The organism is Peptostreptococcus canis, from assembly GCF_014229965.1.
In the GTDB taxonomy this organism is placed as follows: domain Bacteria; phylum Bacillota; class Clostridia; order Peptostreptococcales; family Peptostreptococcaceae; genus Peptostreptococcus; species Peptostreptococcus canis.
The window spans coordinates 19009-33198 of the sequence record NZ_JABGBW010000005.1; the positions used below are offsets into that span (position 1 = coordinate 19009).

The following is a 14190-nucleotide window of genomic DNA, read 5'->3' on the forward strand; positions in this document are numbered from 1 at the left end:
GGTAGGCCCCTGTTTGAAGACGAAAGGGCTGTTATGAAAGTAACTTTGTAAGCTTTTGTAACAAAATTCCGAGAGTATTTATAGATAGCTTCACTAACCACATATAAGGAGGGGATTGTATGCTATCAAAAAATTTAAATGTTGGACAATTGGTCGAAGCTTCCTGTGGAAGAGATCAGGGAAGACTTTTTTTCATAGTTTATATAGTTGATAAAAATTATGTACTTATTGCTGATGGGAAAAGCAGGAAGCTTGACAATCCGAAGAAGAAGAAAATAAAACATTTAAATATACGAAACTTTGTACATAAGGAAGTAAATGAATTATTAAATAACGGAAATAATATAACAGATTCTTTTTTAAGAGCTGAGCTAAATAAGTTAAAGTAAGTGTTAACTTGTGAAATGGAGGTTTGGTTAGTTAATGGCCAAAAAAGATGTAATTGAATTAGAAGGTACAGTTTCTGAAACTCTACCAAATGCAATGTTTAAAGTTAGATTAGATAATGGGCATGAAGTATTATGTCACATATCAGGAAAGCTAAGAATGAACTTCATAAGGATTCTCGAAGGAGATAAGGTGAATATAGAGCTTTCCCCTTATGATCTTACGAGAGGAAGAATTACTTGGCGTAAGAAGTAGACTATTTATAGTCTGAGGAGGTATAAATAATGAAGGTTAGACCATCTGTTAAACCAATATGCGAAAAGTGTAAGGTTATCAAGAGAAAAGGTAAAGTAATGGTTATTTGTGAAAATCCGAAGCATAAACAAAAGCAGGGTTAATAACAAAAGCTTGATAGATTGTGAAACTCAGTAATAAACGTAGGAGGTGCGAATATGGCAAGAATAGCTGGTGTAGACTTACCTAGAGAAAAAAGAGCTGAAATAGGCTTAACATATATTTATGGTATAGGAAGAGCTACTTCAAATGAAATATTAGCTAAAGCTGGTATCAATCCAGATGCTAGAATAAAAGATCTTTCTGAAGATGAAGTTAATGAACTTAGAAAGATAATAGATGAAGATTATCTTGTTGAAGGTGATTTAAGAAGAGAAATTGCTCTAAATATAAAGAGATTAAGAGACATAAAGTGCTATAGAGGTATGAGACATGCTAAGGGATTACCTCTAAGAGGTCAGAGAACTAAGACTAATGCTAGAACAAGAAAAGGTCCTAGAAAAACTGTATCTCGTAAGAAGAAGAAATAAAGAATACAGTAGTTAAAGGAGGGAAATAATAATGGCAAAAGGCAAGAAAAAAGTAGTTCAACGTGTTAGAAGAAGAGAACGTAAGAACATAGAACGTGGACATGCACATATACAGTCTACTTTTAATAATACAATAGTAACATTAACAGACGTACATGGTAATGCAATTTCATGGGCATCTTCAGGTCAATTAGGATTTAAAGGTTCAAGAAAAGCTACTCCATTTGCTTCTCAGATGGCAGCTGAAACAGCAGCTAAAGCAGCGATGGAACACGGTTTAAAGACTGTAGAAGTATTTGTTAAAGGACCTGGTTCAGGTAGAGAAGCAGCTATTAGAGCTCTTCAGGCAACTGGTCTTGAAGTTACAATGATTAAGGATGTCACTCCAATACCACACAACGGTTGTAGACCGCCAAAGAGAAGAAGAGTGTAGTGTTGAGGTATTTCACCCTCAGTGGATCAATATTTTTATAGGAGGGTTTATCCATGATAGAAATAGAAAAGCCAAAAGTTGATATTATCGAGTTAAGCGAAGATTATAGATATGGCAAATTTGTTGTTGAACCATTAGAGAGAGGATTTGGTATTACGGTTGGTAATGCATTAAGGAGAATTCTTCTTTCATCTTTGCCGGGAGTAGCGGTATATGCAATTAGAATTGATGGAGTTCTTCATGAATTTTCAACTGTACCCGGTGTTAAGGAAGATGTAACTGAAATAATACTTTCTTTAAAAGAGTTATCAGCGACAATAGACGATGAAGAATCAAAGGTTTTAAGAATTCAGGCTGTAGGACCATGTGAAGTAAAAGGTTCTGATATTATATGTCCTACTGGAGTAGAGATAATCAGCAAGGATTTACATATTGCGACTTTGGACGAGCATGCTAGGTTAAATATGGAAATATATATCAATAAGGGAAGAGGATATGTTTCTGCTGAAGAAAACAAGAAAGAAAGTATGGCAATAGGAGTTTTACCTGTGGACTCAATCTATACACCGATTGAAAAGGTAAGCTATCATGTTGAAAATACTAGAGTTGGTCAGAGAACAGATTTTGACAAACTTACGCTTGAAGTTCTGACAAATGGAAGTATTAATCCTCAAGAAGGAATATCTCTGGCTGCAAAGGTTCTTGATGAACATTTGAAGTTATTTATTGACTTAACAGAGCATATAGGCAATGTTGAAATAATGGTAGAAAAAGAAGAGGACAAGAAAGAAAAAGTCCTTGAAATGACTATAGAAGAACTAGACTTATCAGTTAGATCTTATAATTGTTTAAAAAGAGCTGGAATCAATACAGTTGAAGAATTATCCAATAAGTCTGAAGATGATATGATGAAGGTTAGAAACTTAGGTAAGAAATCACTTGAAGAAGTGATTCAAAAGCTTAATGAACTTGATCTGAAGTTGAAACCAAATGAAGAATAAATATCTAGATAAAATCTGTAAAGGAGGGAAATAGATGGCTAATTACCGTAAATTAGGACGTGAAACTGCTCACAGAAACTTAATGCTAAGAAACCTTGTTACTAGCTTATTAAGAGAAGGCAGAATCGAAACTACAGTTACTAGAGCAAAAGAAACTAGAAGAATGGCTGAAAAGATGATAACTCTTGCAAAAAGAGGTGATCTTCATGCTAGAAGACAGGTTCTTGCTTATATATTAGATGAAACAGTAGTAAAGAACTTATTTGATGATATAGCACCAAAGTATGCTGAAAGAAATGGTGGATACACTAGAATATTAAAGAAGGGACCAAGAAGAGGAGATAATGCTGAAATGGCAATTATCGAATTAGTATAATTTGGTCTTTGAAAATTTGCTGATGCTGGATTTTTTCCGGTATCAGTATTTTTTTTCATAAATATTGTAAAAAAAGAAAACTTTTCGTATAATAATAAAAAAGAGAATGCAATTAATAATTGCATATAATATAAAAATCAATAATAGAAGTAAGATGTATTATATTTATCAAAATAGTAGATTAAATGATGCGATATTAAGAGCCACAAGATCAAAGAACTTTTACATATTGGATAATGGTGGCAATATAATTAATTGCTCCAATCTAAAGATAGAAAAATAAAGGAGAGAACATAGTGTATTTGAATGATGAAGATATAGAAAAACTTAATAATGAACTAGAATTAAGTTGTATAACAAATCTATTGTTAGAAATAATTAAAAATAATCATGAAGATATGATTTACGATATAAATTTTATTTTCTTGGACAAAGCATTGGATATTAAAACACATAAAAAAATTTTCGTTGAACTATTAGGAGAATATCAAAAAGAATTTATATCAAAAGGTATAATACCTAGTATAGAAGATATTCATGAAAAACTAATAAAAATAATTTCAATTAATGACTCTTTTTTAGAAGGAATATCCTATCTAAATAAAGATAAATATAATATAGATTTTACTAGAAAATTTCTAACAAAAATTAGAGAAAAAAATGAAGAATTTACATTTTTGACAAAAATGAAAATATAATAAAAATTTAATTCTAGAAATCAGATATAAAAAGGAGTTGATCCAAAAGTCCTAAATTGCTGTATATATTTACCTATGCATATATTATCCAAATAGAAGCTTTAAGGATTTTAGAGTTTTAAACATAACGAGATAATGGAGGGCATTTATCAATGAAAAAAAAGATTGTAATAGCATCCACAATTATAATATTAATAGTAATATCTGTTTATTATGCACTTTTTTTAAATAGAGAAAAAAATCATTATGAAGAAGCGAATAAAACCGTAAGGAAATTTATTGTTGCAGAAAATAAAAAAGATATGAAGACTATTGATGAATTAATTTTGAAATCTGAAGAAACCCAATATACTATAGGATCTAGTATCCCCAAAATGATAAATGAGATTAATAGCATTGAATACAAATCCAGCACCCCAGCCAAGTCAAAATACGAACCTCTAGAATGTACAGTCAATGGCTTTAAAAAAAACATTTAAAGAAGGAATAATCTTGGAAGTTGATTACTATATAGATTATAAAAAAGATAATCAACCAGATAGTGATGGTATAAATTCAATGTTTTATACATTAGTAAAAGATGGTGATGTTTACAAAATCGCATCAATTGGAACTGGACCTTAGATTTTTTACTTTTATATTGGTTGTATAATATTTAGCGTTGATGAGAGAAATTTTTCTCTCTCAATGCGTATTTTTTTCCTTGAATTTATAATCTAAGTGCAACTAAAAATGATTCATAGCTATCTTGATAAAATAGAATTTGCAAATACGTCTAAAAATCAGGAGGAACTATAAATCATTATAATCATTTTATACTAAGAGAACGTGAAATGCTTAAACATTTTCTTGATATAGGCAAAAATCAGACAGAAATTTCAACTTTATTAGGAAAAAATAAGTCGTGCTGCCGCATAATTTTATTGATTTAAATTATCATCAACGTTATTTGACATAGAACCACAATTATATTATGATAAAAATTTGCTGATGCTGGATTTTTTACAGTATCAGTATTTTTTTATCATAAATATTGTAAAAAAAGAAAGATTTTTTTAAAGCTTTTCGTATAATAATACAAAAGAGAATTAAATTAATAATTGCATATAATATAAAAAAGTAAAAAGAAGGAAGATGTATTATGTTTATTAAAGAGGAAAATTTTATAGAAAGGCTAAAGAAAAAAGACGAAGATGCATTAATTTATGTAAGAGATTATTACGGTTGGATAATAAAAACAGTATTAAAAAAAGAGTTAACTTATATACCAGAAATGTATGATGAATGTTTTAATGATTGCTTGTTTTTTATTTGGAAAAATATATCTAGTTTCGATGAAAATAAAGGTAAATTTGAGACTTGGGTAGGAAGTATAGCAAAATATAGATCAATTGATTATAAAAGAAAGTACATAAAAGAAAAGTTAAGGGAAAATAAAATTTCGGATAAATTTGACATTGGTGAAGAAAGTATGACTTTAGAGAAAATATTGAATAAAGAAATTGAAGAAGAAGTTTATAAAATCATATCAAATTTAAATGAGGAAAACAGAAATATTTTTTGGGATTATTATATTAAAGGATATAGAGCAGATGAAATTAGCAGAAAATATAAAATATCTACCCAGTCTATATATAGTCGTATGTTTAGAAGTAAAAAGAAGTTAAAAGAATTTATTGAGAATAAAAAGGAAAAGAGGGGGAAAAAATATGAAAAGAAAATATGATTTTTTAAATGATATGGAGTTTAATATGAACGATTATGTAAGAAATGATTTAGATGATTTAGACAGATATATTTCGGATAAATTTATAGGGAATTTAAAGTATAGAAATAAGATTAAAAAAGTAAATTATATCTTAGTAGCAAGCTTACTTTTATTTTCAATATTAAATATGGATGCAATAAAAGCATCAACAGTTAATTTTATCAATAATATAGAATATAAGTTTTCAGAAATAACAGGCAATATAAAGTATAATGATTTTTCGTCAATAGTTCATAGCTCTGTAGAAAGTGGTGGCGTACAGATACAAATTGAAGAAGTGATTTTTTATGAAGATAGAATGGATATTACTTTTTTAATAGATAATCATAATAAAAAGGATAATAATATAGACGACTTAAATTTATATATAGATGATAAAAAAGTAGATATAAGTGGGAAAACAGGAAATTCTTTTGAAAAAAATAATATTACATATACAAATCTGTCATTTCATTTTAATAAAGATGTCAGCAAGTTTGTAAATAAAAATTCAAAGGTAGATCTTTTTATAAATAGTGTATGCTCATTGAATGATGGCAAAGTAATAAATGGAAATTGGAAGTTCAATTTCTTATGTAATTCTAAAATGCTTAAAAAATCTGAAACAGTATATGTAAATAAAGAATTAAATAATGAAGATATTTCTGTTAAAATTGATAAGGCAATATTAAGACCTACTAACAATTTGGAAATGAAATCTGAAATTTTGAGGACTTCTAAAAAAGGAAAAGAATTACTAGAAAGAAATACTAGTCTTATAATTGTTGGTGAAAATTCAACTGGCGAAAAAATAGAGTTATTTGAAAATAAGAGAGATAAAGAGATCAGCTATTTTGTGCAAAGTAAAGAGGATAGACAAAAACAAATCGAAGACTTAACTGATTATACTTTCAAAATGTATTTTGAAGAATATAGAGATGGTGAATTATCTGAAAGAAAAGAAATTGGAGAGAAATTTAAAATTAAAAATCATTCTAATTAATAACTAAAATAAAAGATTGTGCTACATTGGTGCAATCTTTTATTTTAGTTATTATTAAAAATGTGGTAATATAATGATGTAACTAAAATATAAAATAAACATATTCAAAGTATATAGAAAAATATTTTATAAGAGGTATATTTATGAAAATATTAATTAATAGAAATTTGGGAAAAGAAAAGATGAAAGAAATTGAAGAATTGGGGTATGAGATAATCTTTATTCCTGAAAAAGAATTATATAACACAACAAAAGAAGAGTTAGGCAAAAAGTATGATCTAAATAAAGTGTATGAGGTTGATGTATGGTTTACATATATGGGATTTGATTTCTTAGATATTACTAAGATGAAAAATTTAAAATACGTTCATCTTACAAGTGCCGGAATAAATCAAGTTCCTGTGGACTATTTAGAGGAAAACAATATATATCTTTCTAATAACACCACAGGATATGCTGTTCCAATGGCAGAAAGTATAGTGATGTATATTTTGGAGGTATATAAAAATAGCTATAAAATGTTTAAATCTCAAGAAGAAAAAAATTGGAAAACAGATATGAGTTGGATGGAGTTAGCTGGTAAGAAGGTTGGATTTCTAGGTACCGGAAATATTGCAAAAGAGGCTGCAAAAAGACTTAGGGCATTTGAAGTAGATATTTGGGGCGTTAATACAGATGGTAGAGATATTGAATTTTTTGACAGATGTTTTTCTGTAAAAGAAATGGATTTATTTTTTAAAGAGTGCGATGTAGTAATAGGTTTAATGCCAGCCACAGATAAAACTACCGGTATAGTAAATTCCAGTAAGTTTGAAATTATGAAGAAAGATTCAATTTTTATAAATATTGGAAGAGGAAATTTGGTGAATGAAAGAGATTTAGAAAAATATGTATCTAAATTTAGAGGTGTAGTTTTAGATGTAGTAGAAAATGAACCTCTTTCTAAGGATAGTATATTATGGGAGTGCGAAAATGTAATAATAACACCACACAATTCTTGGGTGTCTGAAAATAATATAAATAGACTTGGAATAAGAGTATATGAAAATTTGAAATCATTTATTGAAACGGGTAGGCCAAATTATTATATGAGAGATATAAAAAGAGGGTATTAAATTTGCATATTCTAATAGAGCAATTAAATAATTGATTTCATTGATATTGATGATATGCAAAACGTGTGGAAGAAGATAGGGCTTTATGCTATAATTAAAAGATAGATTTTAAAAATAATAAAAAAAGCTAAGTTTGATTGTGTTATTTGAATATTAAATGATAACAAACTATACGGTAGCTAAAATAAGAGCGGAGGAGCAAATGGAAAACATAATCAAGGTAAAAAACTTGACATTTGAATATACTAGTGATGAACACACACACCGCGCAATTGATGACTTTAATTTAAATATAAATGAAGGAGAATTTGTAGCTATTATAGGTCATAATGGTTCCGGAAAATCAACTCTTTCTAAAAATTTAAATGCAATTTTAATTCCTACTCAAGGGGATATTGTTATAGATGGAATGAATACCAAGGAAGAAAAGTATTTATGGGATATTAGACAAACTGCCGGGATGGTATTTCAAAATCCGGATAATCAAATTGTAGCCACTATAGTAGAGGAAGATGTGGCTTTTGGCTGCGAGAATTTGGGTGTGGAACCACTGGAAATAAGGGAGAGAGTAGACTCTGCCTTAAAAAATGTGGGAATGTATGAACTTAGAGAGAGGCCGCCACATTTACTTTCAGGTGGACAAAAACAAAGAGTTGCAATCGCTGGTATTATTGCAATGAGGCCAAAATGCATAATATTTGATGAGGCTACAGCTATGCTTGATCCTTCCGGGAGACAAGAAGTAATGAATACTATAAAAAGACTAAATAAAGAATATAATATTACAGTATTGATGATTACACATTTTATGGAAGAAGCTGTGGAAGCCGACAGGGTAATTGTAATGGAAAAAGGAAAAAAAATATTGGAGGGAAAGCCTAGAGAGGTATTTTCTCATATAGATGAATTAAAAAAAATAGGTCTTGATGTTCCTTATATGACAGAATTATCTCAACTTTTAAATAAAGATGGGATAAAAATAAGGACTGATATATTGACGGTTGATGAAATGGTGGGTGAGCTATGTCAATTAAAGTAGAGAATTTAACACATATATATGATGAAGGCTTGCCATTTGCACATAAAGCTTTAGACGATGTGAGCTTTGAAATAAATGATGGTGATTTTGTAGGACTGATTGGGCATACGGGATCTGGAAAATCAACATTGATACAGCATTTAAATGGAATTATGAAGCCTAATTATGGAAAAATATTTATAAATGATTTCGATATAACGGGAAAAAATCAAAACCTTACGGAAATAAGAAAAAGAGTGGGAATTGTATTTCAATATGCCGAATATCAACTTTTTGAAGAAACAGTTGAAAGAGATATTGCCTTTGGTCCAACAAATCTGGGGCTGGATGAAGAAGAAATCTCTAAGAGGGTAAAAAAATCAATGAAAGATGTAGGTCTTGATTATGAAACATATGCTCAAAAATCTCCATTTGATCTCTCAGGCGGTCAAAAGAGAAGGGTTGCTATTGCAGGGGTAATTGCTATGAATCCTGAAGTATTAATTCTAGATGAGCCAACTGCCGGGCTTGATCCGGGTGGAAGAGATGAAATATTTGAACTTATAAAATCACTTCATGATAATAATAATATGACCGTTATTTTATCATCACATAGTATGGATGATATGGCAAAGCTTGTAAATACATTAATGGTTATGAATAAAGGTAAATTAGAATTTTTTGGTGAACCTAGACAAATATTCAAAGATAATGCCGATAAACTAAAAGATATGGGATTGGATATTCCTCAAGTGTTGGAATTGGCATTGAAACTTAGAAAAAAAGCCGGTTTCAATATAAGGACCGATGTAATAAATATTTCTGAGGTAAAAAAAGAAATAGAAAGATGCCTTAGAGAAAAAGATTATATAGAAATAAAACTCGATAATAAAATTGAAACTAATGGATTTTTCCATACAAGGGAGGGTGTATAAATGCTTAAAGATATTACATTAGGACAATATTACCCTACTAAATCGGCAATTCATTCTTTGGATGCCAGAACAAAGTTGTTCGCCACTATAATTTTTATGATATCTATATTTGTGGTAAATCAATTTTGGCCGTATTTAATAATTCTATTATCGATAATATCAGTTACAAAAATTTCTAAGATACCTATAAATTACGTTATAAAAGGTGTGAGACCATTGAGATGGATTATTGCATTTACATTTGTAATAAATATGTTTTTCATTCATGGCGATAATATAATTTGGTCTTTTGGATTTCTAAATATATCTGATTTAGGCCTTAGAACTGCTATTTTTATGGCTTTAAGATTGATTTTTTTAGTATTGGGAACATCTATTTTAACGTTGACTACATCTCCAATAGCACTTACGGATGGCATAGAGAATTCTTGTGCACCATTAAAGAAATTTGGATTTCCCGCCCATGAATTGGCTATGATGATGACAATTGCGCTTAGGTTTATACCAACTTTGCTTGATGAAACAGATAAAATTATGAAAGCACAAATGTCTAGAGGAGCGGATTTTGAAAGCAAAAACATAGTAAATAGGGCTAAGAATATGGTTCCTTTGCTTATACCTTTGTTTGTGAGTGCTTTTAGAAGAGCTGAAGAGCTATCTATAGCGATGGAAGCAAGATGTTATAGGGGTGGAGACAACAGAACAAAAATGAAACAGAGTATTTATACTAAACAAGATTATTTAGCTTACTTAATGACAATTCTATTTTTGTTATTGATAATATTAAGTAGATTTATAAATTTAATATAGAGTAAAAATTAATAAAATTAGAATCATATAGACGCTGATATGGAAAATATAATTAACAAAAGAAAAATTGAATTATATTAATGTGTCAGCGTTCTTTTTATATTATTTTTGAAAATTATGAGATTGTTGGAAGTTTAGGAAAAAGGTTATATATTTTCAATTCAATAGTTGTACTTTTAGTTAATATAGCTTAATATATTTATTTGAAAATGGGGGATGAATTTGATTTTAGATATAAAAACATCGAAAGGTAATTACGATATTATTATTTCGAAAGGAATATTAGGAGATTTATTAAATTATCTAGATGAATTTGATTTTGAAAAAATATTTGTAATTACTGATAGCAATGTAAATAATATATATGGAAAAAATATATATGAATTATTATCAAGTAAATATAAGGTATATAAAAAAGTTATATCTTCAGGCGAATTATCTAAAAATATTAATACAATAGCCGATATATATGGCGATTTGGCTGATTTTAATATGAATAGAACGGATATAATTATTTCTTTTGGAGGAGGAGTGGTAGGAGATATATCAGGATTTGTGGCATCAACATATCTAAGGGGCATAAGATATTTACAAATACCAACAACACTGATTTCACAAGTAGATAGCAGTATAGGAGGCAAGACGGGAATAGATATAAGGCAAGGAAAAAATTTGGTTGGAAATTTTTATAATCCTGTAAAAGTGATTATAGATACGGATGTATTAAAAACATTGGATGAAAAGTATTTTTCCGATGGAATGGCAGAAGTAATTAAATACGCATTTATTAAAGATAGACAACTATATGATATTTTGTACAAATCAGATTTTGAAGAATTATATAACAATATAGATGGCTCTATGGATAGAATTATTTATATTTGTTGTAATATAAAAAAAATGATCGTTGAAGAGGATGAATTTGATACAGGAAAGAGAATGATATTAAATTTTGGTCATACTTTGGGGCATGCTATAGAAGCCTATTACTCGTATAAAAAATATACTCATGGTGAGGCTATTTCAATAGGTATGTATAGAGTATGTGAGATTTTATATAAAAATGGACTAATTGAAAAAAATTTGTTAGGAAGTTTGAAAAATATGATGAAAAAATTTAAATTGCCGGTCTTCGATGAGAATATATTAAACGAGAGTTTGTTAGAATATATAGAAAAAGATAAAAAAAATATTGGCAAAAGTTTGAAGATTGCTATTGTAAAAGATATCGGTAAGGGAGAGATAATAAACGGAAATATAGATTTTTTTAAAGAAAAGTATAATTACGATTGTTTAAAAAAATAAACCAAATAAATATTGATGAAAAAATTTGAAAGACGAATTAAATAAAAATTGATGTTCTAAGCCGATGTACGATGCGAGATATTTCTAAATTAAAAATTAAAATGAAATGAAAATGTGATTTGGGGTGATATGTTGAATATTAAAATTTATCCGCGAAAGTTAAAAGGAAAAATAGTTCCTCCTCCGTCTAAAAGCATATTACATAGATGTATAATATGCGCGTCGCTATCCAAAGGAATAAGCATAATAAAAAATGTTTCATTTTCAGATGATATAGTTGCTACTATAAAAGCAATGGAGACATTGGGAGCAAGTATTATTAGGCAAAAAGATCAGATTATTGTAAAAGGCATAGATATAGATAACAATAATAACAATAGCGATAATATTGTGATAAACTGTAATGAATCAGGTTCTACAATAAGGTTTCTATTGCCGATAATTACTTTGTTTAAAGGAAATTTTGAAATTAAAACAGAAGGTAATTTAATAAATCGACCTTTAAATATATATTATGAAATATTTGATAGAGAAGGGATAAATTATGTAAAAGACGGAAAATCAATTTTCATTCAAAGTGAAAAAAAAATATCTTCCGGGAAATATAAAATAAAAGGCGATATAAGTTCACAATTTATTACAGGACTGTTATTTGTGTTGCCTCTTTTGAATAGTGATTCAGAAATTGAAATTTATGGAGAACTTCAATCAAAATCATATGTAGATCTGACTATAAATGTTATGGAAAACTTTGGTGTATATGTTGATAATAAAGATTATAAGAGTTTTAAAATAAAGGGTGGACAAAGGTATACACCTACAGAATTTAAAGTGGAAACGGATTACTCACAAGCAGCATTTTTCATAGTAGCCAGAGCTTTAGGAAATGATTTGGAGGTTCAAAGTTTAAATAGGTATACAAATCAGGGAGATGGAAAAATTGTTGAAATTGTGGATATCTTTGAAAAAAAAATGAATGATTTTAGGAAAAATAAGTCAAGTAGAGAGGATATTATAATAGATGGAAGCCAAATTCCGGATATTGTACCAATTATATCTTTGATGATGTCTTTTTATGATGGTATTACAATTATAAAAGATGTTGGAAGATTGATGATAAAAGAGTCTAATAGACTAAAGGCTATTGTCATAGAGCTAAACTCATTAGGTGTGGATATTAAGGTTGAGGAAGAAAACAGTAAATATAATCTAAAGATAAATGGTAAAAATTCTATTTTGGATGGAGGTCTAGAACTTTCAAGTCATTTAGATCATAGAATAGCGATGATGTTGGCAATATCTGCAACAATGTGCAAAAGTCCAATAATAATAAATAATGCCGAGTGTGTATCGAAATCTTATCCGGATTTTTGGAAAGAATATGAAAGGTTGGGAGGTGTAATAGATGTCTGCAACATGGGGAAAAAACTTTAGAGTAACAATATTTGGAGAGTCGCATGGTGATTGTATAGGAGTTGTAATAGACGGAATTCCAAGTGGTACTATAATAGATATCGAATATATAAATCGGGAAATGAAAAGAAGGGCTCCCGGACAAAATAAAATATCCACATTGAGAAAAGAAGATGATGTAGTAGAAATAATCAGTGGAATATTTGAAGGAAGAGCAACAGGAGCTCCTTTTACAATAATAATAAAAAACAGAGATCACATATCAAAGGACTATTCTAAAATAAAAGATTTAATGAGGCCCGGTCATGCGGATTATACTTCAAATAAAAAGTATAATGGATTTAATGACTATAGAGGAAGTGGTCATTTTTCAGGAAGGATAACTGCTCCACTTGTATTTGCAGGATCTATAGCAAGGCAAATTCTTGAGCAAAAAGGGGTACATATAGGCTCTCATATAGAAAGTGTAGAATCTATTGTTGATAATAGGTTTGAAGTATTGCCATCGATTCAGTTATTAAAGGATTTAAGAGATAAAAGACTGCCGCTTATAAAAAGTGAATTAGAACATAGGATTATTGACCTGATAGATAAAGTAAAAAAAGAAGGAGACTCAGTAGGTGGCGTAGTAGAATGTGCGATTATTGGTATAAATGCTGGGGTAGGAGATCCATTTTTTGAATCTGTCGAGTCTGTTTTGTCGAGTATTTTATTTTCAATTCCCTCAATTAAGGGGGTGGAATTCGGAAGCGGATTTGAAATATCAAAGATGAAGGGTTCTCAGGCGAATGATGAATTTTTTTATGCAGATGACGGAAGTGTAAGGACAAAAACGAACAATAATGGCGGGATAAATGGTGGAATAACAAATGGCATGCCCATAGTCTTTAGAGTGGCTGTGAAACCTCCTTCATCGATATCAAGAGTTCAAGATACGATTAATATATCAACATACAAAAATCAAAAGATAGAGGTTGCAGGAAGGCATGATCCGATAATTGTTCCAAGAATAATACCCGTTATAGAGGCTGTTTCTGCAATAGCAGTTTTAGATATGTTAATGGGCAGGTAAATAAAAAATATTTAAAAGAAGTTATACAATATGATTAATATATTGTGTCGAAA

Annotated in this window: 19 protein-coding genes; all 19 read left to right on the top strand. The window is 29.2% G+C overall.

Going from position 1 to position 14190, the window contains the following annotated elements; translation table 11 throughout:
• The first annotated feature begins 119 nt into the window (after nt 1-119).
• The 19 genes from HLB29_RS06845 (at nt 120) to aroC (ending at nt 14137) form a co-directional block, all read left to right on the top strand.
• Nucleotides 120-389 (top strand): KOW domain-containing RNA-binding protein, encoded by a 270-nt coding sequence (locus tag HLB29_RS06845; protein WP_185624426.1) that lies wholly within the window; start codon nt 120-122, stop codon nt 387-389.
• Between the two features lie 34 nt (nt 390-423).
• Nucleotides 424-642 carry a translation initiation factor IF-1 gene (infA, locus tag HLB29_RS06850; RefSeq protein WP_185624427.1) on the top strand — a complete coding sequence of 73 codons (219 nt, stop codon included), beginning with the start codon at nt 424-426 and terminating at the stop codon, nt 640-642.
• Between the two features lie 29 nt (nt 643-671).
• The gene (gene rpmJ / locus HLB29_RS06855) at nt 672-785 is read left to right on the top strand and encodes a 50S ribosomal protein L36 (protein WP_002509257.1); all 114 of its coding nucleotides are present in this window, start codon (nt 672-674) and stop codon (nt 783-785) included.
• 54 nt (nt 786-839) lie between these two features.
• A complete protein-coding gene (rpsM, locus tag HLB29_RS06860; RefSeq protein WP_185624428.1) occupies nt 840-1211 on the top strand; it encodes a 30S ribosomal protein S13 in 372 nt (123 codons plus the stop codon).
• 31 nt (nt 1212-1242) lie between these two features.
• A complete protein-coding gene (gene rpsK, locus HLB29_RS06865) occupies nt 1243-1644 on the top strand; it encodes a 30S ribosomal protein S11 (protein WP_091994086.1) in 402 nt (133 codons plus the stop codon).
• Between the two features lie 53 nt (nt 1645-1697).
• A complete protein-coding gene (locus HLB29_RS06870; RefSeq protein ID WP_185624429.1) occupies nt 1698-2645 on the top strand; it encodes a DNA-directed RNA polymerase subunit alpha in 948 nt (315 codons plus the stop codon).
• A 34-nt stretch (nt 2646-2679) separates the two neighbouring features.
• Nucleotides 2680-3021, top strand: a complete 342-nt coding sequence (gene rplQ / locus HLB29_RS06875; RefSeq protein WP_185624430.1) for a 50S ribosomal protein L17 — start codon at nt 2680-2682, stop codon at nt 3019-3021.
• Nucleotides 3022-3317: 296 nt separating this feature from the next.
• The gene (locus tag HLB29_RS06880) at nt 3318-3719 is read left to right on the top strand and encodes a hypothetical protein (protein ID WP_185624431.1); all 402 of its coding nucleotides are present in this window, start codon (nt 3318-3320) and stop codon (nt 3717-3719) included.
• A gap of 152 nt (nt 3720-3871) precedes the next feature.
• Nucleotides 3872-4198: a hypothetical protein gene (locus HLB29_RS06885; RefSeq protein ID WP_185624432.1), complete on the top strand. Its 327-nt coding sequence runs from the start codon at nt 3872-3874 to the stop codon at nt 4196-4198.
• A gap of 13 nt (nt 4199-4211) precedes the next feature.
• Nucleotides 4212-4343 (top strand): hypothetical protein, encoded by a 132-nt coding sequence (locus HLB29_RS09720; RefSeq protein WP_279287998.1) that lies wholly within the window; start codon nt 4212-4214, stop codon nt 4341-4343.
• Between the two features lie 517 nt (nt 4344-4860).
• Entirely contained in the window at nt 4861-5445 is a 585-nt protein-coding gene (locus HLB29_RS06890; protein WP_185624433.1) for a sigma-70 family RNA polymerase sigma factor, read from the top strand.
• Nucleotides 5429-6469, top strand: coding sequence for a DUF4179 domain-containing protein (locus HLB29_RS06895; protein ID WP_185624434.1), 1041 nt, complete (start codon nt 5429-5431; stop codon nt 6467-6469). The genes HLB29_RS06890 and HLB29_RS06895 overlap by 17 nt, the downstream gene beginning before the upstream one ends.
• A 143-nt stretch (nt 6470-6612) precedes the next feature.
• Nucleotides 6613-7584: a phosphoglycerate dehydrogenase gene (locus tag HLB29_RS06900; RefSeq protein ID WP_185624435.1), complete on the top strand. Its 972-nt coding sequence runs from the start codon at nt 6613-6615 to the stop codon at nt 7582-7584.
• Nucleotides 7585-7786: 202 nt separating this feature from the next.
• Nucleotides 7787-8623 (top strand): energy-coupling factor transporter ATPase, encoded by an 837-nt coding sequence (locus HLB29_RS06905; RefSeq protein ID WP_185624436.1) that lies wholly within the window; start codon nt 7787-7789, stop codon nt 8621-8623.
• A complete protein-coding gene (locus HLB29_RS06910; RefSeq protein ID WP_185624437.1) occupies nt 8608-9537 on the top strand; it encodes an energy-coupling factor transporter ATPase in 930 nt (309 codons plus the stop codon). Before HLB29_RS06905 ends, HLB29_RS06910 begins: the two co-directional genes overlap by 16 nt.
• Nucleotides 9538-10347, top strand: a complete 810-nt coding sequence (locus tag HLB29_RS06915) for an energy-coupling factor transporter transmembrane component T family protein (protein ID WP_185624438.1) — start codon at nt 9538-9540, stop codon at nt 10345-10347.
• Nucleotides 10348-10563: 216 nt separating this feature from the next.
• Complete coding sequence (gene aroB / locus HLB29_RS06920; RefSeq protein WP_185624439.1) at nt 10564-11652, top strand: 3-dehydroquinate synthase; 1089 nt, start codon at nt 10564-10566, stop codon at nt 11650-11652.
• 129 nt (nt 11653-11781) lie between these two features.
• Entirely contained in the window at nt 11782-13086 is a 1305-nt protein-coding gene (aroA, locus tag HLB29_RS06925) for a 3-phosphoshikimate 1-carboxyvinyltransferase (protein WP_185624440.1), read from the top strand.
• Complete coding sequence (gene aroC / locus HLB29_RS06930) at nt 13058-14137, top strand: chorismate synthase (RefSeq protein WP_185624441.1); 1080 nt, start codon at nt 13058-13060, stop codon at nt 14135-14137. The genes aroA and aroC overlap by 29 nt, the downstream gene beginning before the upstream one ends.
• Nucleotides 14138-14190: the final 53 nt, after the last annotated feature.